Annotated in this window: 18 protein-coding genes; 7 read left to right on the forward strand and 11 right to left on the reverse strand. The window is 70.5% G+C overall.

Annotated elements, in window-relative coordinates:
* The first annotated feature begins 194 nt into the window (after window positions 1–194).
* Window positions 195–2,174 carry a cytochrome c oxidase assembly protein gene (locus JNB62_RS03730; protein ID WP_220299515.1) on the forward strand — a complete coding sequence of 660 codons (1,980 nt, stop codon included), beginning with the start codon at window positions 195–197 and terminating at the stop codon, window positions 2,172–2,174.
* A 1-nt stretch (window position 2,175) separates the two neighbouring features.
* Here the strand turns inward: JNB62_RS03730 and JNB62_RS03735 are convergent, their stop codons facing one another.
* From JNB62_RS03735 to JNB62_RS03760, 6 genes are all read right to left on the reverse strand, one after another.
* Window positions 2,176–3,381, reverse strand: coding sequence for a hypothetical protein (locus JNB62_RS03735; protein ID WP_308291713.1), 1,206 nt, complete (start codon window positions 3,379–3,381; stop codon window positions 2,176–2,178).
* Window positions 3,382–3,494: 113 nt separating this feature from the next.
* Window positions 3,495–4,913, reverse strand: coding sequence for a DUF4832 domain-containing protein (locus tag JNB62_RS03740; RefSeq protein ID WP_223230899.1), 1,419 nt, complete (start codon window positions 4,911–4,913; stop codon window positions 3,495–3,497).
* Window positions 4,914–4,924: 11 nt separating this feature from the next.
* Entirely contained in the window at window positions 4,925–6,445 is a 1,521-nt protein-coding gene (locus JNB62_RS03745; protein ID WP_220299516.1) for a glycoside hydrolase family 36 protein, read from the reverse strand.
* A 12-nt stretch (window positions 6,446–6,457) separates the two neighbouring features.
* The gene (locus JNB62_RS03750) at window positions 6,458–7,816 is read right to left on the reverse strand and encodes an ABC transporter substrate-binding protein (protein ID WP_220299517.1); all 1,359 of its coding nucleotides are present in this window, start codon (window positions 7,814–7,816) and stop codon (window positions 6,458–6,460) included.
* A gap of 49 nt (window positions 7,817–7,865) precedes the next feature.
* The gene (locus JNB62_RS19525) at window positions 7,866–8,822 is read right to left on the reverse strand and encodes a carbohydrate ABC transporter permease (RefSeq protein ID WP_308291714.1); all 957 of its coding nucleotides are present in this window, start codon (window positions 8,820–8,822) and stop codon (window positions 7,866–7,868) included.
* An 8-nt stretch (window positions 8,823–8,830) separates the two neighbouring features.
* Window positions 8,831–9,757 carry a carbohydrate ABC transporter permease gene (locus JNB62_RS03760; RefSeq protein ID WP_220299518.1) on the reverse strand — a complete coding sequence of 309 codons (927 nt, stop codon included), beginning with the start codon at window positions 9,755–9,757 and terminating at the stop codon, window positions 8,831–8,833.
* A 179-nt stretch (window positions 9,758–9,936) separates the two neighbouring features.
* On the opposite strand from JNB62_RS03760, the gene JNB62_RS03765 reads away from it, so the two are divergent.
* Window positions 9,937–11,109, forward strand: a complete 1,173-nt coding sequence (locus tag JNB62_RS03765) for an ROK family protein (protein WP_220299519.1) — start codon at window positions 9,937–9,939, stop codon at window positions 11,107–11,109.
* Window positions 11,110–11,116: 7 nt separating this feature from the next.
* Here the strand turns inward: JNB62_RS03765 and JNB62_RS03770 are convergent, their stop codons facing one another.
* From JNB62_RS03770 to JNB62_RS03790, 5 genes are read right to left on the reverse strand one after another with little or no spacing between them, the layout of a single operon-like run.
* A complete protein-coding gene (locus JNB62_RS03770) occupies window positions 11,117–11,845 on the reverse strand; it encodes an acyltransferase domain-containing protein (protein WP_220299520.1) in 729 nt (242 codons plus the stop codon).
* Entirely contained in the window at window positions 11,842–12,678 is an 837-nt protein-coding gene (locus JNB62_RS03775) for a class II fructose-bisphosphate aldolase (RefSeq protein WP_220299521.1), read from the reverse strand. Before JNB62_RS03775 ends, JNB62_RS03770 begins: the two co-directional genes overlap by 4 nt.
* Window positions 12,675–13,628 carry a 1-phosphofructokinase family hexose kinase gene (locus JNB62_RS19120; protein WP_220299522.1) on the reverse strand — a complete coding sequence of 318 codons (954 nt, stop codon included), beginning with the start codon at window positions 13,626–13,628 and terminating at the stop codon, window positions 12,675–12,677. Before JNB62_RS19120 ends, JNB62_RS03775 begins: the two co-directional genes overlap by 4 nt.
* A gap of 46 nt (window positions 13,629–13,674) precedes the next feature.
* Window positions 13,675–14,535 carry an ROK family protein gene (locus tag JNB62_RS03785; protein ID WP_223230938.1) on the reverse strand — a complete coding sequence of 287 codons (861 nt, stop codon included), beginning with the start codon at window positions 14,533–14,535 and terminating at the stop codon, window positions 13,675–13,677.
* 2 nt (window positions 14,536–14,537) lie between these two features.
* The gene (locus tag JNB62_RS03790; RefSeq protein WP_220299524.1) at window positions 14,538–15,413 is read right to left on the reverse strand and encodes an SIS domain-containing protein; all 876 of its coding nucleotides are present in this window, start codon (window positions 15,411–15,413) and stop codon (window positions 14,538–14,540) included.
* A 114-nt stretch (window positions 15,414–15,527) separates the two neighbouring features.
* Between JNB62_RS03790 and JNB62_RS03795 the strand changes: the two genes are divergently transcribed.
* From JNB62_RS03795 to JNB62_RS03815, 5 genes are all read left to right on the forward strand, one after another.
* Window positions 15,528–16,340, forward strand: coding sequence for a DeoR/GlpR family DNA-binding transcription regulator (locus tag JNB62_RS03795; RefSeq protein ID WP_220299525.1), 813 nt, complete (start codon window positions 15,528–15,530; stop codon window positions 16,338–16,340).
* 185 nt (window positions 16,341–16,525) lie between these two features.
* Window positions 16,526–17,752: a Gfo/Idh/MocA family protein gene (locus tag JNB62_RS03800; protein ID WP_220299526.1), complete on the forward strand. Its 1,227-nt coding sequence runs from the start codon at window positions 16,526–16,528 to the stop codon at window positions 17,750–17,752.
* Window positions 17,749–19,056: an ABC transporter substrate-binding protein gene (locus JNB62_RS03805; RefSeq protein ID WP_220299527.1), complete on the forward strand. Its 1,308-nt coding sequence runs from the start codon at window positions 17,749–17,751 to the stop codon at window positions 19,054–19,056. The genes JNB62_RS03800 and JNB62_RS03805 overlap by 4 nt, the downstream gene beginning before the upstream one ends.
* Window positions 19,053–20,012 (forward strand): carbohydrate ABC transporter permease, encoded by a 960-nt coding sequence (locus JNB62_RS03810; RefSeq protein ID WP_220299528.1) that lies wholly within the window; start codon window positions 19,053–19,055, stop codon window positions 20,010–20,012. Before JNB62_RS03805 ends, JNB62_RS03810 begins: the two co-directional genes overlap by 4 nt.
* Window positions 20,005–20,934 carry a carbohydrate ABC transporter permease gene (locus JNB62_RS03815; protein WP_308291715.1) on the forward strand — a complete coding sequence of 310 codons (930 nt, stop codon included), beginning with the start codon at window positions 20,005–20,007 and terminating at the stop codon, window positions 20,932–20,934. The genes JNB62_RS03810 and JNB62_RS03815 overlap by 8 nt, the downstream gene beginning before the upstream one ends.
* Window positions 20,935–20,946: the final 12 nt, after the last annotated feature.

A 20,946-nucleotide genomic window follows, 5' to 3' on the forward strand; every position in this document is an offset into this window, starting at 1 on the left:
CGACCCGCGGCATCCCCTCTCTCGCTGTGTGGGCACCGCTCGTTGAGCGAGCGAGATACGAGCGAGACGAAACCCCTCTCACGCACGGGTGACCTCGCGCCGGACCGCGTTTCGTCTTCGCTCCTTCGTCGCTCCGCTCAACCAGCGGGGGGCAGGGACCGGGCTGCCAGGGACGGCGACGTAGGCTTGACCGTGTGAACCCCCGCGCTCTGCGGGCCGCCGGGCCCGCGCTCCTCGTCGTGACCGCGCTCGCGGCGATGGTGTGGGCGCTCGCCTTCGGCGGGGGCGCGGCCGCGCTCGCGCTCGGCGACCCCGGGCCGTTCGTCCGGTGGGCGCTGCCCACCGTCACGCTCCTGGTCAACCTGTCGGCGGCGGGCATGGTGGGCGTCCTCGTGACGGCCCTGTTCACGCTTCGGGCGGGTGAGCGCGAGTTCGACGTCGCGCTGGACGTCGCCTCGATCTCGGCGGCGGTGTTCACCCTCGCGGCCGCGGCCACCGGCATCCTCACCTTCATCGACGCCTTCAACCCGGTCGTGAGCCTCGGTCCCGAGTTCGGCGCGCAGCTCGGCCGGTACATCGTCGAGACCGAGCTCGGGCGGACGTGGCTCATCACGACGATCGCCGGCGCCGCGCTGACGGTGCTGACCTTCGCCGTCCGGTCATGGACGGCCACGTTCTTCGTCGCGCTGCTGGCCGCGGCATCCCTCGTCCCCATGGGCACGCAGGGGCACTCGGGTGAAGAGGCCTTCCACCACGAGGCCATGACGGCGCTGATCCTGCACATGATCGGCGCCGCCGTGTGGCTCGGCGGACTGCTCCTCATCGTCATCGTGAGGCCGCTGCAGACGCGCGAGCGCAGCGCCGACACGGTGGGCCGCTACTCCAGCATCGCGATCGCCGCGTTCGCCGTCGTCGCGGTCTCGGGCGTCGTGCGCGCCGCGATCGGCCTGCAGACCTGGTCGGCGCTCATCTCGCCGTACGGCGCGATCCTGGCGGTCAAGGTCGTGACGCTCATCGCGCTCGGCCTCTTCGGCGCCTGGTACCGCACGCGCCTCATCGGCAGGATGCGGACGGGGGATGCCGCCACCCGGTCGTTCTGGACCCTCATCGTCTTCGAGATCGTTCTGATGGGAATCGCGAGCGGCGCGGCGACGGCGCTCGCACGCACGCCCCCGCCGGTGGCCCCGCTGATCCCGGCGGCGCCGACACCCGCCGAGCGCCTCACCGACGCGCCGCTGCCGGCCGAGCTGACGATCGACCGCTGGTTCACGGCGTGGAACATCGACCTGCTGTGGGCCGTCGTCGCGGGCTTCGCGGTCTTCTTCTACCTCGTCGGCGTGTGGCGTCTGCGCCGCCGCGGGGACGCGTGGCCGGTCTACCGCACGATCATGTGGGTGCTCGGCTGGCTGCTGCTGGTGTGGGTCACCGGCGGCGTCATCAACGTCTATCAGGACTACCTGTTCAGCATGCACATGGTCGGGCACATGCTGCTGACCATGGCGATCCCGCTGCTGCTGGTTCCCGGCGCGCCCATCACGCTGGCCGCGCGCGCGATCCACAAGCGCGACGACGGCACGCGCGGCGGCCGGGAGTGGATCCTGTGGGCCGTGCACTCGCCGGTCGCCCGCATCCTCACGAACCCGTTCGTGGCGGCGGGGATCTTCATCGGCTCACTGTGGGTGTTCTACTTCACCGACCTGTTCCGGTGGTCGCTGTACGACCACCTCGGCCACGAGTGGATGGTCGCGCACTTCCTCATCACGGGCTACCTGTTCGTCATGACGCTCATCGGCATCGACCCGGTGCCGTTCCGGCTGCCCTACCCGGGCCGGCTGCTGCTGCTCATCGGCGTCATGGCGATGCACGCGTTCTTCGGCATCGCCATGATGATGCAGGAGGGCCTCATGGTGGCCGAGTGGTTCGGCTCGATGGGCCGCACGTGGGGCGCGACGCCGATGGAGGACCAGTACACCGGCGGCGGTGTCGCGTGGTCCATCGGCGAGATCCCGACGCTGATCCTGGCGATCACGGTCGCGATCCAGTGGAGCCGCAGCGACGACCGCGAGACCAAGCGCCGCGACCGGCACGCCGACCGCACCGGCGACGCCGAGCTCGAGGCCTACAACGCGCACCTGGCGGAGCTCGCCGCACGCGACGCCCGCACCGGCGGCTGACCTACTGCGTGTCCGGGCCCGTCACGACGATCGACGCCGACCCGTCGGGCTGCACGGTGATCGTGCCCTTGACGATGAACGGCACGTCCTCGCTCAGCGGGCGCACGCGGCCGTCGAAGATCGACCGGATGTCGACGTCGAGGTGCGCCACGGCCTCGGCCGGCAGGATGCGCCAGCCGGCGCCGTCGGGCTCGACGGCCACCTCGGGCTGCTTCACGATCGACCAGGTGGGCATGTCGTCGATGCGGTCCTGCACGAAGTAGCCGAACGGGCACGCGGTGGGCTGCAGCACCTGCTGCGTGGCGCACTGGGTCAGGAACTCCTCGACCTTGCCCTGGACGACGTCGACGAACTGCTGCGTGGCGTGCGCCTCGACCTCGACGGGGATGGCGTGGAACGGGCTGTCCGACAGCACCGCGACGCCCGGCGTCGACGAGATCGCCGTGTCGACCGACACCGAGTACAGTCCGGGCGAGAACACCAGCAGCGACACGGGGGCGAGGGGGTCGGCATCCATCCCGTCCGGCGAGACCTGACGCTTGTCGACCTGGAAGCCGTTGACGTCGAAGCTCATCGACCCGGTCACCGTGAGGTTCATGACCGCCAGCGGGCTCTTCGCGAACCGCCAGGTGGGCGCAGGGCCGATCGAGCCGTCGCGCTCGACGCTGAACGTCGTGGTGCCGTCGTGGCCGCGCGCGGTGTACGCGATCGTGACACGGGTGATGTCGCCGTCGGTCTCTTCGGACATGACGCGCACGTCGTCGATCGCGGCCAGGGCGGCGCTGCGCAGCAGCGCGTCGGACGCGGTCGGAGGCAGCCCCGCGTCCTCGAGCTCGGACGACTTCACCACCACGCCCGGCATCGCCAGGGCGTCGGAGGCACGGCCGTCGGCGAGCAGCCCGACGTAGCGCTCGACGAACGCCGACGGACTGTAGAACTCGCGCTCGATCACCCCCCACGCGGCGAACACCGCGGCCACGAGCACCGCGCCGACGACCCCGAGGAGCGTGAGGTCGAGGGCGAGGCTGCGGCGCCGCCGACGCTTGGCGGGCGGCTGCACGAGCTGCGGCGCGGCCTGCGCCGGGAGCGGCGTGTGCTGCGTCGAGGGCGGTGCGTCCTGCGTCGGGGCCGGCGCCGCGCCAGGGGTCGCGTCGGAGCCCGGGGCGCCCGCACCGCCGGATGCCGCGTCCATGTCCGCCCGATCCACCCGACCAGTCTAGAAACCCCAGGCCGGGAGGCCACTGTGTGTCGCGCTGCGTCCGAGCGCAGGCGGGGGTGGGGGCACGGCACGGGCATCACGCACCGCGCCCCCACGTCGGGCTAGGGACGGACCGTCGTGCGGCCGAGAGTGAGCCAGCCGTCGACGACGCTGTCCTGGTCGGCGTTGGCGAAGCGCACCGGCTGTCCCGAGGCGAGGGGATTGGTTCCCTGCACGAGCACGGTGTACCGGCCCGGCTTGACCGATGTCGTGTCGAGCTGCGCCGTGAAGCGCTGCTCGGCGCCCACCGCGATCGTGTCGAGAGTCCCGTCGGTCGTCCACTGCTGCACGATGCGGCCGCGCTGGTCGGCGAGCGCCACCGCGATCGGCCAGTCGTAGTAGAACGGCGCGACACCGACGTTCTCCACCGCGAGGCCGACGTCGAGCAGGTCGCTGTGCGGCTGCTGCGCGCTGATGCGTGCCTCGGTCACGCGGAGCGAGTATCCCAGCGAACGTGCGCCGGCGAGCGCACGGTCGCGGTCGGCGCCGGTGTAGCCGGTGGCGAAGGCGTAGTGGTTGATGAGCCAGCTGGCGTGCGTGACCGCCACGCTGCCGTCGAAGTCGTTGTCACCGCCCTCCTGGATCACGGGGCACCCGTCGGCGCTGAAGATGCAGGACTGCAGCTCGGGTCGCAGCTCGCCGCCGATCGAGTTCGTCTGCCACTTGTCCTGGGCCCCGGCCGCGAGGAGCTGGTCCATGAAGTACCAGCCGTACGGGCTCGGCTTGGTGGTGAGGGCGAAAGAGTCGTCGTGGTAGCCCACGTCGAGGCCCGCATTGGCGCTGCTGGCGTATCGCACCTCGATGTCGGTCTCGTCGAAGGCGTCGAGGAAGTCCTCGAGCACGCGCGCCTGGTTCTCGGCGGTGGGCATGCGGTCGGGCAGGCCGTCGCCGTTGTACGGCCACGTGTGCCACTCTCCCCAGAACCCGATCAGACCCGCCTGGACGAACCCGAGCCGTGGATCGCCGTCATAGCGGTCGCCGAGGGCGGCGACGAACTGGTCGAGCGCGGCCAGGAGCGCGGGATCGTCGTAGTCGGGGATGACGCTCGTCGTGTTGCCGAACTCGGTGTAGGCGTACGTCTCGAGCCCGCCGTCGAGCAGGAACTGCGGGATGCCGCTCTCACGCTGCGGATAGTCCAGGTAGAACCTCAGCGTCGTCTGGTGACCGCGCGCGGCCACGGCGTCGAGTGTCGTGTCGACGGCAGTCCAGTCGAAGGTGCCCGGGCCGGTCATCACCGCGTCCAGCGGGAAGTACGACCACTCCATCGAGTGCGGGAAGTCCGGGTAGTCCCCGGCGAAGGGGATGAATCCCTTGAGCGGATTGCTGTCGGGCTCTGCCCCCGCCGCCAGGCTGCGCCATCCGTCGTGATCCGCGGGAGGAGCGGCGGTCGCGGTGGATGCGGTGCTCGCGATCGTGGCGACCAGGGCGAGGGCGAGCGCGGCCGAGGCGAAGGTGGAGGTTCGACGTGACGTCGTTGTCATGCTCTTTCCATTCAGTTGGCGATCGTGCTGGGATGCGCCGCGTACTCGACGAAGGCCCCGAGATCCACGAGGCGATCGTCGATGCGGAAGACGTAGCGTGCCTGCTGTGACACCTCCTCTCGCCGCTCCAGCCAGGTGCGGAGCTCCGCGGCCTCGTCGGGGGTGAGCCACGCGACGGGGTCCGAGGTCGACTTGAAGCCGAGCACGGTCGCGACGTCCTCGAGTAGGCGGCGCTGGTCCTCGTCCAGGAGGCTGCGCCGACGGCGGAAGTAGACGACGTCGGGGTCGGTCTCGAACAGCGGGCGCAGCCACGAGCGGTGGATCGACGCGAGGAAGGCGTTGCGCGCGCCGACGCCGGTGGGGTCGCCCGGTCGCTCCGCGTTCTCCCAGAAAGCGGCGACGTCGGGGCCGACGCGCACGCCGTCGAAGATCCCGGCCGACGGCAGCATCGGCACGCCGCAGCCCAGGAGGTACACATCGTCCCCGACGGTCTCGCGGATGAGCGCGATCGCGTCGCGGTACGCCGCCTCGCGGTGCACCGGCGCCCTGCGGGCGCCCTCGAGGGCCCCGGCGTACATGAAGTCGAGCTTCAGGTAGCGGAAGCCCCAGCCGACCACACGGGTGAAGAGCTCGCGCAGATGCGTCCTGACCTCATCGTGCGTGGTGTCCAGAGCGTAGTACGGCCCGCCCCAGTTGTAGCCGGCGACGAGCGGCCTTCCGTCGGGGCCCTGGACGAGCAGATGACTGCGCGTCGTGGCGAACTCCGAGTCGGGCAGCGCGATGAGCGGCGCGAGCCAGAGGCCGGGCCGGAAGCCGGCGTCGGCGATGAGGCCGGCGGTCGCGGCCATGCCCGACGGGAACCGGTCGTTGGCCTCCCAGTCCCCGACCGAGCGCTCCCAGCCGTCGTCGAGCTGCACGACGTCGAACGGGAGGTCGCCCAGACCCGCCACGGTCTCGGCGACGAGCTGCTCGCTGATCCCCTCGTAGAACGAGTACCAGCTGCACCACACGCGACCGGCACGACGGCGGCGCGACCCGAGACGCTCGGCGAGGAGGGCGGCGTACCGGTCGAACACGGCCTGCTCGGGCCCGCGTGCGAGGTACCACTGCGCGCCGGCCTCTTCGAGCGTGCCCCACAGGGTGGTGGCGGTCGCCCCCACCCTCGGGGCGCCCAGTCCGAGCGCCCCGAGGAGGATGATCTCGCCGTCTCCCACCGCGATGGCACCGACCGCGCTGCCCGAGTGGGCATGCGGGGTGTCGTTCCTCGCGTCGTCCGCGGTGAGCAGCCGCTGCGGGCTGTCGTAGATCCGCAGCGGCGCCTCGTCGAGCCGACGCCAGCCGGACGGGCTCCACGAGTTCCAGCCGTGGCGGTAGAACTCGGTGGTGCCCAGTGGGTGGACGACGGTGACGTCTCCGGAGGGGATCAGGAACTCGTGGTCGCCGATCGCCTCCGGCGCGCCGTCGGCGAGGAGCGGGAGGGAGAGGTCTCCGAGCTGGATGAGGCCGGAGAAGGTGGCGAGATCAGTGGGCATTCTTGCTTTCCGTTATTCGAAGAGGGCGTTGACCTTGGCGTTGGCGTCCGTCAGCGCGGTCTGCGCCTCCGCCGTGCCGAGGGCCACGCTCTGGATGGCGTCCTGGACGATCTGCGACATCTCGGTCCCGTGGTAGTTGATCGGGATCAGGAAGGTGCCGTCGGGCTCCTGCGAGTACGACAGGAACACCGAGGCGTCCAGCCCCGATTCGGCACGGGCGGCCACCGACGCCTCGGAGGCCTCCGTGTTCGCGGGGAAGATCACGCCCGTGTCGCCCACGACCGATTGGCAGTCCGCCGATGCGAGGTACTTGATCCACTCCCACGCCTGGTCCTTGTGCTTGCCGCCGGCGTACATGGCGTCGCTCAGGCCGTTGATCGCGGACTTGCGTCCCTCGGGGCCGGTGGGCAGGGCTGCCCACGTCCACTGGTCGGCGGTGTCCTTGAACATCAGCTGGTTGAACGACCCGATGCTCGTCATCGCGGCGCTCCCGCTCTGCAGCACCTCCAGCCGAGAGAGCGTCGACTGCTGGTCGAACGGCGGGGCGTAGCCCTTGTCGGCCAGTGACGCGATCCAGTCGATGGTCTCGGCGAGCTTCGGCGAGTCGTAGTGGAACTCGGTGCCGAACGGGTTCTCGTCGGAGTACGTCCAGCCGTTCGACTGCGCGAGGTCGCCCCACAGGTTCTGGCCCTGCGAGCCGTCGGCCCACTCGGGGAGGAAGCCGTACACCGCGACGTCGCTCTTGTCGAAGCCGGGCTCGTCGCCGTGCACTCCCGCCTTGTCGACCGTGAGCTTCGCGATGACCTCTTCGAAGGTCCCGCCGTCCTCCGGGTTCCACGTGAGATCCTGCAGCGTCGCGTCGTCGATGTCGGCGTCGGCAGCAGCCTGCTTGTTCACGATCAGCCCGATCGTGTCCCAGTCCTTCGGGAGGCCGTAGCGGGCGTCGTCGACGACCCAGATGTCGGCCAGGCCCGAGACGTACGAGTCGAAGTCGACGGCATCCGGGTCCTCGTCGATGTACGGCTGCAGGTCTTCGATCTGCTTGTCGGCCACGAACTGCGGGTAGTACGACGCCTGGTCCACCCAGACGTCCGGCGCGCTGCCGGCGGCGATCTGGGTGGCGAGGTTGGTCCAGTACTCGCTCCAGCCGTACTGGCTGATCTCGACCTTGATGTCGGGGTTGGCCTCGGTGAAGTCGTCCGCGCACTGCTGGTACGCGGGCAGCTGCGCGTCGTCCCAGAGCCAGTACTGCAGCGTGACCGCTTCGCCGTCGCCTCCTGAGCCCCCGCCGGCGGCGCAGCCCGCGGTGGCGGCCAGGACGACGCCGGCCGTGGCGATGCCTGCGAGGCGCAGGCCGATGTGCTTTCTCATGTGTGCACGCACTCCTTCGTGATGGTGTTTCGGGGTGTGGGTGGTGTCTTCACTTGATGCCCGTGAAGTTGAGCGACTCGACGATGCGTCGGCCGAGGAACAGGAGCAGCAGCGCGACCGGGATGACCGAGAGAGTGGATGCCGCCATCAGGCCGGTCCAGTCGGGCTGGGTGTTGGGCGACTGCTGCAGGTAGACGCCGAGGGCGACCGTGATCGTGCGCACCGACTCGTCGCGGCCGATCAGCAGCGGCCAGAGGAAGTCCTTCCACGCCCACACGACGGTGATGAGCCCGATCGTGATGAGCGGTCCCTGCGCCATCGGCAGCACGACGCGCCAGAAGATGCGGATCTTGCCGGCGCCGTCGATCATGGCCGCCTCCTCGACGTCCTTGGGGATGTTGAGGAAGAACTGGCGGAGGAAGAACAGCGCGAAGGGTGTCATGAGCAGACTGGGCGCGACCATGCCCCACATGCTGTTGAGCAGGCCGAGGTCCCGCACGAGGACGAAGTTCGGCAGCAGTGTGAAGATGCCCGGCACCATGAGCGCGGCGATGAGGATGCTGAACAGCGCCTCCCTGCCGCGGAACCGCAGCCGTGCGAACGCGTACCCGCCCATGGCGCAGAAGAGCGTCTGGAAGAACCCGATCAGGGTGCAGTAGATGATCGAGTTCCAGATGTACAGCGCGAAGTTGATCGACGCGCCGCTGCCTCCCGCCGCGCGGATCTCGTCCGGGCTGAGGAGCCCGAGGACGCGCTGGAAGTTGATCAGGGTCGGGTTGGTCGGCCACAGACTGCCGGAGTCGGCGATGACGTCGCCGGCGGGGGTCAGCGCGGACTTCACCATCCAGTAGAACGGGAAGATCGTGGCCACGAGCGCGATCACGAGGATCGCCCACCCGACGAGGCGGGCGGCACTGGGGTACTGCCGGGCGCGGCGGGGAACCGGTGGCGGCGATGCCGGGGGTTCGGGATCGATGTCGAGCGCGGCGATGGGAGAGACGGTCACGGTGACTCCTAGGCGAGCTGGGATTCGGACGCCCGCAGGAGGCGGAGCTGGACGAAGGTGAGGACGCCGAGGATCAGCACCAGGACGATGGCCATGGTGGCGGCGTAGCCCATGTGGAAGTACGTGAACGCCTGTTGGTAGATGTAGTAGTAGATGACCCGGGTGGCGTTGACGGGCCCGCCCTTGGTCGTCACCGCCACGGTGTCGAAGATCTGGAACGAGCCGATCAGCGACACCACGAGCACCAGGGCGAGGATGGGGCGCAGCAGCGGCAGCGTGATCCGGAAGAAGGTGCGGAACTCGCCGGCGCCGTCGATGGATGCCGCCTCATAGGTGTCCTGCGGGATCTGCAGCATGCCCGCGTAGAAGAGCAGCGCGGTGTAGCCGACGAAAGCCCACGTGTTGATCAGCGAGATGGTCGGCAGTGCGAAGGCGGGATTCGTGAAGAAGCCGATCTTGTCGAGCCCCATCGAGTCCAGCATCCTGTTGACGAAGCCGAGGTTCGTGTCGAGCAGCCACAGCCAGATGAGCCCGACGGTCACGTTGGGCACCAGCCAGGGCAGGAGCAGCGTCGTCCGCACGACGATGGAGCGCGTGAGGCGGTGCATGAGGGCGGCGAGCAGAAGCGCCAGGAGCGTCTGCGAGCCGACGTTGAGCACGACGTAGTACAGCGTGACGGCCATCGAGTTCCAGAACTCCGGGTCCGCCATCGCCGCCGCATAGTTCTCCAGGCCCACGAACTGCGGCTCGGCGAGCAGGCTGTAGTCGGTGAACGACCACCAGAAGCCGCGGATCGTCGGGTAGAGATAGAAGACCGCGAAACCGAGGAGCACGGGGGCGATGAAGAACAGTGCGACGCGACCGTCCCCCTGCCTGCGTCTGCGGCGCGAACCCGGGGGCGCGGCGATGCGCGCCCGTGGCAGTACGTGTGTCATGGATGCCTCTCAGCGTCGGTGCTGGTGCGTTCGGCCCGTCCGGTCGTGCCTCTCACGCGTGCCCTCGTCGGATGGTTAGAATCGAGGGCGGGATTAATAATCCAACATGGCGATAAAAATAGCAAGGGGCACGGTGGACGATGGCGCGTGAAGCGATGCTCGGTGGAGCGTCCGCTCCGATGGGCAGCAGGTCGTTGCTGCGCCGCATGAACTCGCTGGGGGCGCTGCGCGCCGTCATCTCGCATCCGCAGACGCTGCGCGAGCTCGCATCCTCGTCGGGTCTCTCCCGCACGGCTGTCGACGCCGTCGCGTCGGATCTCGTCGCGATGGGATGGCTGACGGCATCCGACGACACGCAGGTCCGCACGGTGGGGCGTCCGGCGATGACGTATCGCGTCCCGGCGGATGTCGGATGCCTCCTCTCCGTCGACATCGGCGCCAATCACGTCTTCGCCGTCCTGACCGACCTGTCGGGCGCGGTCCTGGGGCAGAGCACCGCTGCGGTGCGGGAGGACGACGCGGCTGCCGACCGCATCGCGGCGACGCTCACGGTGTGCGACGACCTGCTGGCCGCACACGGTCGCGACCGCAGCGCTCCCTGGATCGTGGTGATCGGCTCGCCCGGCGCCATCGGCGCCGACGGCAGGGTGCTGCACTTCGGCGGCACGGGAATGCCCGGCTGGATCGGTCTCGACCTGCGTGAGCGGTTCGCGTGGGAGTTCGAGGGCGCTGTGCTTGTCGAGGGCGACGTGCCGCTCGGCGCCCACGCCGAACTGACGTTCGGCGCCGCGCGCGGCCGCGAGGACGTCGTGTACGTGCTGTGCGGGCGGCGCACGAGCGGCGCCGCGATCGTCGGCGGACGCGTCCACCGCGGGGTGCACGGCGCCGCCGGAACCGTCGGCGAGATCCCGGAGCTGAAGTGGGCCGAGCTCAATGAGCAGTACGGCCGTCACGCGCTCGGAACTCCGCGTCCCAGTCGTGAGCAGATCTTCGAGATGGCGAGGTCCGGCGACCCTTCGGCCATCGAAGCGGTGACGGAGTTCGCCGACGACCTCGCGGCAGGCGCCGCCGCCATGGTGCTCGCGATCGATCCCGAGCTGCTCGTGATCGGCGGTGGCAGCGCACCGGGCGCCGACGTCTTCCTCGACCGGTTCACCGAGACGCTCGGTCGCATCTGCCCGCTGGTGCCCGCGGTGGCCGTCTCTGCGCTGGGCTCCGAGGCGGTCGCGCTGGGCGGGATCAGCCTGGCCACCCGCCATCTCGACGCGGTGCTGGAGGAGGCGGTGCGCACGGGCGATGCGTTCCCCGACCCTTCCGAGGCGCGACGGCTGACGCGAGCCGCCGCGGCGTAGCCGGGCGTCAGGCGGGAGGCATCCCGAGCACTCCCGTCGGCGCGGTCCAGTCCCCGGAACGCAGCTGCGTCGCGACGAGTCGTTCCAGCCGCGTCTGCGGCGTGACGACGCCGGGGGCGCGCACGTCCCGCAGCGGACGGCGGAAGACGAACTTCGCGGCGTCCTCGCTGGCCTCGGCGCTCGGCTCAGGACCCTCGATGAGCTCGAAGCGCGCGGCGAACGCGGCGATGTTCGTCGCCGGCAGGCCGTCGCGCAGTCTCGGGTCCAGCAGCCAGCTCTCGCAGCTGAAGTCGACCGCGCCGGTCAGCTCGCGCGCGCGTGCCAGCGAGGCGTCGACGGCACCGGGCGCGAGAGGACCGGTCTCGGGGATGTGCAGCGCGTGTCCGTGGGGCCCGCGCCGGCGCTCGACCTGCAGCCTTCCGAGCTGCACGACGTCCGCGCGCAGGATGCCGAGGATCCACGGGAGGACCGACGCCGCACCGTAGAGCGCGTGCTTGCGTCCGACGTCCGCCAGCGTGGCCAGCGACACCTCCTCGTCGAGACCCTGTTCGCGGTGCCGCGCGCGGGCGTCCTCGGCGACGGCCGTCAGCGCCGCGACGAGTGAGTCGGGATCGGCGGGGAGTCCGAGCTCGTCCGGAAGCGGACCGCGGGCGCGGATGAGATGACGCAGCCGTGCCACGACCTCGGCGTCGGCGGGGCCGGCCGGTGTGGGGAGCCCGAGGATCGCGCTGGTCATGTCACGTGCAGCAGGCGCAGCAGACGCTCGGTCTCGACGGCGACCGCGTCGCGGCCGGGGGCGATGTACTTCCGCGGATCGACGCGGCCCGGCGCGTCGACCATCGCGTTGCGCACCGCATGAGTGAAGAGGGCGTTGAGGTGGGTCGAGATGTTGACCTTCGTCATGCCGGCCGCGACGGCGAGCCGCAGCTGCTCGTCGGGGAGGCCGGACGACCCATGCAGCACGAGCGGCACGGGCACCGCCGCGGCGATGCGCTCGATCAGACCGTCATCGACGGCGGCCTCGCGCGTCGTCATCGCGTGCGACGTGCCGACCGCCACCGCCAGCCAGTCGACGCCGGTGGCCTCGACGAACCGCCGGGCGTCGCCGGGCTCGGTCCGCGCACCCGGGGCGTGCACACCGTCCTTGCCGCCGACCTCGCCCAGCTCGGCCTCGACGAAGACGCCGCGCTCGTGGCACGCCTGGGCGATCTGGCGCGTGAGCGCGACGTTGTCGTCGTAGGGGAGCGTGGAGGCGTCGAACATCACGCTGTCGATGCCCAGATCGAGCGCCTCGTGCACCAGGTCGACGTCGTCGGCATGGTCCAGGTGCACGAAGGACGGCACGGACAGCGCGCGGGCGATGCTGAGGGTCGCCAGCGCGACCGGTGCGAGGGCGCCGTGGTAGGCGACGCAGTTCTGGCTGATCTGGAAGATCACCGGCCGCTGCGCGCGCTCGGCCGCCTCGGCGATGGCCTCGGCGTGCTCCAGGAGCACGACGTTGAAGGCGCCGACGCCGGTGCGTACGCGCCGGGCGTCGGCCACGATGTCGACCGTGGTGTGGGTGATCACGAAGTGCTCCGTTCTGGGGGCAGCGGGAGGAGGAGGTCGTGGGGCAGCCCCGCGCGCTCGGCGAGGGCGGGGATCAGCGCGGGGTCGATCTCGCCGGCGACCGGAGCGAGGACGGCGGCTGCGCCGCACAGGGCCGCCCAGGCGAGCGCCGTGGTCCCGTCGTGCCCCTCGGCGAGGGCCATGACGAGGCCCGCGGTCGCGGCATCCCCCGCTCCCGTGGGGTTGCCCGCGATCCCCTCGACGGCAGACCGCCGAAGGACGGCGCCCGAGGGCTCGCGCAGCAGCGCACCCTGTGCGCCGCGCGACATCATGACCGTCGCGCCGCCTCGGGCGAGGGCGTCCATCCCCGCCTCGATGCGACTGGTCCCCGTGGCCTCCGCGATCTCGGCCTCGTTGGCCTTGACGAGGTCGGCTCCGGCGTCCGCCGCGGCGACGAGCAGGGGGCCGCTGGTGTCGACGGCGACGCGCGCGCCCGATCGATGCGCCGCGTGCACGAGGCGGGTGAGATCGTCGGCGGACGAGCCCGGCGGGAACGATCCGGCCACGATCGCCCAGTCGCCGGGACGGCACGCGGCGGCCACGGTGTCGGTCACGTCGGACCACTCGGCGCGCGTGAGCGCGGCGCCGGGTTCCGCGTACAGCGTGGGGTGCGCGATGCCGTCGACGACCGCGACGGTGGTGCGCGACCGGCCCGACACCGCACACGGGATGACCGGGAGCCCGGCCGCGACCAGCTCGTCGGCGATCCAGCGCCCGGTGTCGCCTCCGAGCGGCTGCACCGTGGCCGCGTCGCGCCCCAGCGCACGGATCACGCGGGCGACGTTCAGCCCCTTGCCGCCCGCGCGACGCTGTACATCGGTGACGCGCAGCGTCTCGCCCACGGCCTGTCGCGGCACGGTGTAGGTGACGTCGATCGCGGGGTTGGGAGTGACGGTCAGCAGGCGCGGCATCGTCCGCCTTCCGCCCCGCGGGCCGAGCGACCGTCGGTGACGGCGGTCACTCGGTCGACTCCATCGCGAGGATCGCCGCGCCGAGCGCTGCGGCCCGGTCGCCCAGCTCGGCGGTGCGCAGGGCGGGCCGCCGCAGCAGCCCGAGCCGTGCGTCGAGCGCGCGCTCCAGCGGGTCGGTGAGGGTGCGCCCGGCGAGCGCGAGGCCACCGCCGAGGACGATCGTCTCGGGCGCCACCGCGGCGGTCATGCCCGCCAGCGCGTCCGCGAGCACCTCGACGCTGTCCTGCCACACCTGCTGCGCCTGCGGGTCGCCGGCGTCCACGCGGGCCGCGACGGTCCGGGCGTCGGGTGCGTCCGCGCGACGGGCCGTGCCCGCGGCCGACGCGACCTCTTCGACACGGCGGCCGGTGTGCGGGCCGGTGCGGATCAGCGTCTGTCCGATCTCGCCCGCCCAGCCGCCCGAGACCAGGGGGCGCCCGTCCACGAGCAGCGCCGCGGCGATGCCGGTGCCGATCGGGACGAACGCGACGGTGCCCGACGCGTTGCGCGCGGCACCCCATCGGGCCTCGGCCAGCGCCCCCGCCCGGACGTCGTGGCCGAAGGCCACCGGGCCGCCGAGGCGCGCTCGCAGCAGATCCGCGAAGGGGATGCCGGACCATCCGATGTTGGCCGACAGCACCGCGACGCCGCGCGTCTCGTCGACGATGCCCGGGACGACGCAGCCCACCGGGCACCCAGACCCCTCGTCGAGGACGCCGACGAGCTCGGCGACGGTGTCGGCGACGACGGTGCCTGCGGGATCGGGCGACAGCGTGGGCCGCCGCAGTTCGCGGATCAGCCGGCCGTCGCCATCGACGACGACGCCCTTGACGGTCGTGCCGCCGACGTCGACGCCGATCACCTCCATGCTCACGCCAGGATGACGGAGCGCGTCAGCGAGCGCGGGCGGTCGGGGTCGAGCCCCTTGGACTTCGCGAGGGCGATCGCGAAGCGCTGCGCCACGACGAGGCGCGCCAGCGGGTCGAGGTCGTGCTCGACGAAGCTCGCTCCGGTCGCGGCGACCTCATCGGCCAGGCCCTCGGGTGCGCCACCGAGGCTCCAGACCAGGCGCCCCGGCTGGGCGATCGCGATCGGGCCGTGGCGGTAGTCCATGGCGGGGTACGACTCCGCCCAGAACTGCGCCGCCTCGCGCGTCTTCAGAGCGGCCTCGTAGGTGAGCCCGACGGCCCAGCCGGTCGCGACGAACGTCGCCTGATCCACCGACGTGAGGGCATCCACGTCGATCGAGAGCGCCGACCGGGCGTCGGCGATCGCTGACGCGAGGTCTTCGCCGAAGTGGGCGCGGAGCAGCGCCAGGACGCTGGTGGCGAACCGGGTCTGCACGACGGACTGCTCGTCGGCGAACGGGAGCGAGACGACCTCGTCGGCGAACCGCGTCGCCGGAGAGTCGGGGACGGCGGTGATGAGCGTCGTGGGAACAGACACCCGCTGCAGCAGCTCGATGACCTCGGTGGTCGTCCCTGAGCGCGAGATGGCGACGAGCCGGTCGTACGAACGCTCCACGGGGTACTCGCTCGCGGCGAAGGCGTCCGATTCGCCGGCGCCGAGCGACTCGCGGCGGACGGCCGCGGCCATGCCGACGAACCAGCTGGTGCCGCAGCCGACGAACGCCACGCGCTCGCCCGGCGCGGGCAGAGCGGCCGATACGGACGGCGCGAGCTGCGCGGCCTCTGCCCAGGTCAGCGGCTGGGACGCGATCTCGTCATCGACGAACGTTCCGGTCATCTCTCTACTTTCTGCAAACGTCAAGATCAGAAGTGATCGTTTACCGAGTATTTGAGCAGAAATGATCAGAACCGTCAACCTTCGGTGTGGGACGATGGGCCCGGAGGCCTACTCATGCACCAGCAACAGCGGCTCAATCTCGTGCTCGAGCTCATCAGCGAACGCGGCAACGTCGCCATCGCGGACGTCAGCGAGCGGCTCGGCGTCTCGACCGCGACCGCCCGTCGGGATCTGAACACCCTTGCCGAGCAGCGGCTCGTCACGCGCACGCACGGAGGGGCCTCGGCGCTGGGCTCCGGCTACGAGCTGCCGCTGCAGTACAAGATCGCACGTCAGGCCGACGCGAAGCTCGCCATCGCGCGAGCGGTGGAGGCGATGATCGAGCCCGGTGCGACCGTGGGCATGAACGGCGGCACCACGGTGACGGAGGCGGCGCGCGCCCTCGGCCGCAGCGAGCGCCTCGCGTCGGTGGGCGGCGAGCCCAGCATCACCATCGTGACCAACGCGCTCAACATCGCGTTCGAGTCGTCGGTGCGCGAGAACATCAAGATCGTGGTCACCGGCGGCGTCCCCCGCCGCCAGTCGTACGAGCTCATCGGCCCGCTCGTGGCCGCCTCGCTGCGGGACTTCAGCCTCGACATCGCCGTGCTCGGCGTCGACGGTCTGACGGCGGAGTTCGGCGCGACGACACTCCACGAGGGCGAGGCCGACGCCAGCCGTCACATCGCCGCCGTCGCCCGCCGCGTCGTGGTCGCCGCGGACCAGACGAAGATCGGCCGCAGCACCTTCGCCCGGATCTGCGCGCTCGACGACATCGACGTGCTCGTCACCGACGCCCCTCTGGCTCCGCGCCTGACCGCGCAGTTCGAGAAGGCCAACGTGCAGGTCGTGGTCGCGCCCCCCGTCCGGGCCGTCTCCGCGCACTGAGTCATCCGCGTCCCGTGCGGCTCCGCCCGGAGGCGGATGTTTCGCGCGCGTAAAAGCTTCGCTCACGATGTCGTGCGCGGTTTCGCTCGCGCCTAGTGTTTGATCATGCTCGATTCACCCAGTCTCGTGACAAAATCGCTCAAACGATGCATGATGGTGTCCAAGCACAAGGAAGTGGGAGGCTCATGACGCATTCACCTCGGCCCTCAGCAGGGCTGCGCGTCGCCGTCATCGGAGCGGGAGCGCGCAGCGTGATCGCACACCATGTCCCTGAGGCGCAGCCGGGCGCGAGCGTCGTCGCGGCGGTGGATCCGTCCCCCGACGGTCGAGCGCGCGCCGAGCGGCTGTTCCCCGGCGTCCCGGTCTTCCCCGACGTGACGGCCCTCGTGTCGGCAGACGTCGCCGATGCCGCCATCGTGACCTCGCCCGACGACACGCACGCCGACATCGCGGTCGAGCTGCTCCGGGCCGGCATCGCGGTCTATCTGGAGAAGCCGCTCGCCACGACGCTCGCGGACGCCGATCGCGTGCTGACGGCGGCCGCGGAGTCCGCGGGCGTGCTGTACGTCGGGCACAACTTCCGCCACGCCGGCGTCGTGCGCCGCATGAAGGAGATCATCGACCGCGGCGAGATCGGCGAGGTGAAGACGATCTGGGTCCGTCACTTCGTCGGCAACGGCGGGGACTACTACTTCAAGGACTGGCACGCCGACCGGTCGCGCACCAACACGCTGCTGCTGCAGAAGGCCAGCCACGACCTGGACGTCGTCCACTACCTCGCCGGTGCATACACGCGGCGCGTGGTCGGCATGGGGGACCTCATGGTCTACGGCGGCGTGACCGACCGCCGCGACCGCACCGGCGAGACGATGCCGGAGTGGTTCTCGTTCGACAACTGGCCGCCCGCTGCCGCGACCGGGCTGAACCCCGTCGTCGACGTCGAGGACGTCTCGATGATGCTCATGACGCTCGACAGCGGTGTGCTGGCGAGCTACGAGCAGTGCCACTTCACACCCGACTACTGGCGCAACTACACGGTCATCGGAACGGAGGGCCGACTCGAGAACGTCGGCGACACCGCCGGCGGCGTCGTCAAGGTCTGGAACCGCCGACGCGAGTGGGCGGTGGCCGGCGACGCCGAGTACCCGATCGAGGGAGTCGTGAGCGGGCACGAGGACGCCGATCGCGCCACCATGCGGGAGTTCCTCGATCACGTCGTGCACCGCACCCCCACCGTGGTGTCTCCGCTCGCCGCCCGCGCCGCCGTCGCCGCCGGCGCCCTCGCGGCCGACTCGATCCGCGAGGGCTCACGGCCGATCGACGTGCCCCCGCTGCCTGTGCACGTCCGCGACTACTTCGCTTCGCCGCATCCCTCCGCCCTGCCCGACCCCTTCGAAAGGACCCACCGATGACACAGCAACGATTCCACCGCCGGGCGCTCGGCGCGCTCGCGATCGCGGGCGCCGTCGCCCTGACCGCCAGCGCGTGCAGCGCGGGAAGCGGAGGCGCCGCCGCTCCTCAGGAGTACGCCGCGCCCGACAGCGACCTCGAGGCCACCATCACCTACGGGCTCTGGGACCAGAACCAGGTGCCGGCGATAGAAGAGAACATCGCCGCGTTCAACGAGAAGTACCCGAACATCACCGTGAACGTCAGCGTCACTCCGTTCAGCGAGTACTGGACCAAGCTGCAGACGCAGGCGTCCAGCGACACCCTCCCGGACGTCTTCTGGATGAACGGACCGAACATCCAGCTGTACGCGCTCAACGGCAAGCTCGAGCCGATCACCGGAGCCGTGGACGCGGGCGACATCGACCCCGCCGCCTACCCGGAGTCGCTCGTGGATCTCTACACGGTCGACGACGTGAGCTACGGCGTGCCCAAGGACTTCGACACCATCGGCGTGTGGATCAACAAAGAGCTCTTCGAGCAGGCCGGCGTCGCCATCCCCGAGGCCGGCTGGACGTGGGACGACTTCCAGTCCACCGCCGCCGAGATCTCCACGGCGCTGGCGGCCGACGGCGTCTACGGCGGCGCAGGCGGCATGGACGGTCAGACCACGTACTACAACACGATCCTTCAGGCCGGCGGCCAGGTCATCGACGGCGACAGCTCCGGCTACGACACCCCCGAGGCGCAGGCCGGCATCCAGTTCTGGGCCGACCTCATCGCCTCGGGTGGCTCGCCCACGATGGCGCAGCTGACCGACACGTCCGCCGACCAGTGGTTCACGTCGGGCAAGCTGGCGATGTACTGGGGCGGCAGCTGGTTCCGCTCGGCGCTCGGCGACGTGCCCTTCGCCGACAGCGTCGACGTCCTGCCCCTGCCGCAGGGCGAACAGCAGGCCACGGTCATCCACGGCGTCTCGAACGTCGTCGCCGCCGCCTCGAAGAACAAGCAGGCCGCCCAGGCGTTCCAGGCGTTCCTCGCCAGCGAGGAGGCCCAGCGCCAGCAGGGCGAGTTCGGCTCGATCATCCCCGCGTACGACGGCACGCAGGACTCCTTCGCGGAATCGATGCCTCAGGCGAACCTGCAGGTGTTCATCGACGCGCTGGACTACGCGCAGCCGCTTCCCGTCAGCGCGAACACGGCGGCGTGGAACGCCCTCGAGTCGGAGCTGCTGCCGCAGGCGTTCTCGGGTGAGCGCCCGGTCGACGAGGTGACCGCCGAGCTCGCCGAGAAGATGAACGCCGCTCTCGCCGAGGAGGCACGTTGACGCTTGCCGAGCGTCGCACCGTCGTCCCTCCCGCGCCCGCACGGGCCGGGAGGGGCGACCCGCCCCGTCGGCGCAGCCGCCCGCACGACGGGTGGTGGGCACTGGTCTTCGTCGGCCCCCTCGTCCTCGGCATCGCCGTGTTCTACCTGTGGCCGATCGTCCAGACGGCGGGGTTCTCGTTCACGAGCTTCGGTGTCTTCGGAGACGCCACTTTCGCCGGCGTCGAGAACTACCTGCGGCTCTTCAGCGAGCCGGAGTTCTACCTGTCGCTGGGCAACACGCTCCTCTACACGGCGATCGTCCTGCTCGGCGTCCCGCTCGCGGTGCTGCTCGCGAGCCTGCTCAACCTTCCCGGACTGCGGTTCGCGGCGGTGTACCGGGTGCTGTTCTTCCTCCCGTACGTCGCGATGCCGACGGCGATCGCCTTCGTGTGGCGCATCATCTTCAACGGCGACTTCGGCCTGGTCAACTACGCCCTCGGGCTCGTCGGCATCCAGGGCCCGTACTGGATCAGCACGCCCGGCTTCGCGATCGTGGCCGTCGCGATCGTCGGGCTGTGGTCGTCGGTGGGGTTCTCGATGATCGTCCTGGCCGCGGGACTCAAGACGATCCCGCCCGAACTGTATGAGGCGGCCGCGCTGGACGGCGCGAGCCGCTGGCGCCAGTTCCGCTCGATCACCGCGCCCCTGCTCACGCCGAGCATCTTCTTCGTCACGATCGTGACGGTGATCGCATGCTTCCAGCTGTTCGATCTGCTCTACGCGATCCTCGGCACGACGTCGACCAACGCCTCGCTCCCCCGCAGCATGTCGCTCGTCTACTACTTCTACCAGGCCGGATTCGTGAACAACGAGAAGGGCTTCGCGGCGGCCGTGGCCATGGTCATCTTCGTGATCATCGGCCTTGTCACCCTGCTCCAGTTCCGACTCCAGAAGCGATGGGTCCACAGTGACTGACTCCCTGCAGATGTCCGCCCCCGCCGTCACGGTGCAGGAGCGCGGCGCGCTCGCCGTCACCGGGTTCTCCGGCGGCGGCCGGGCACGCCGGCGACGCCCGACGGGCAGCGACCGCCGCGCGTACGTCCTGGCTCACCTGGTCCTCGGCGTCGGCGCCGTCATCATGGCGTTCCCCTTCCTGTGGCAGATCATCATGTCGCTGTCGACGAACGCCCAGGTGCAGAGCGTCACGCCGGTGTTCTGGCCCGGCGAGCTCCAGTGGGACAACTACGCCGAGGTGTTCCAGCGGCTGCCGTTCCTGCAGCAGTTCGGCAACTCGGTGCTGATCACGGTGGTCCGCACCGTCGCGCAGCTCGTGCTGTGCACGATGGCCGGCTACGCCTTCGCCCGCCTGAGGTTCCCGGGTCGCGGCGTGCTGCTGGCCGTCGTCCTGTCGATCCTGATGGTGCCCTCGCAGGTGTACCTGCTGTCGCAGTACCAGATCATCCAGAACCTCGGCCTGCTCAACAGCATCGGGGGTCTCGTGCTGCCCGGCCTGTTCAGCGCGTTCGGCACCTTCCTCATGCGCACCGCGTTCCTCGCGATGCCCACCGAGCTCGAAGAGGCCGCGCGCCTGGACGGGGCGAACACGTTCCAGATCTTCTGGAAGATCATGCTCCCGCTCGCGGCGCCCACCATGAGCGTCCTGGCGATCACGACGGTCCTGTGGTCGTGGAACGAGCTGCTGTGGCCGCTCGTGGTCACGAGCTACAGCTCGCAGATGCCGCTGTCGGCGGGACTGGCCACCCTGCTCAGCGACCGAACGACGGACTACCCCGTGGCCATGGCGGCCAGCGTGCTCGCGATGGCGCCCGTGCTGATCATGTTCATCGTGCTGCAGCGGCGCGTCATCGACGGGCTCGCGTCGTCCGGCCTCAAGTGACAACCATCCACG

The sequence above is a fragment of the Microbacterium jejuense genome (genome assembly GCF_019511665.1).
Taxonomy (GTDB): Bacteria; Actinomycetota; Actinomycetes; order Actinomycetales; family Microbacteriaceae; genus Microbacterium; species Microbacterium jejuense_A.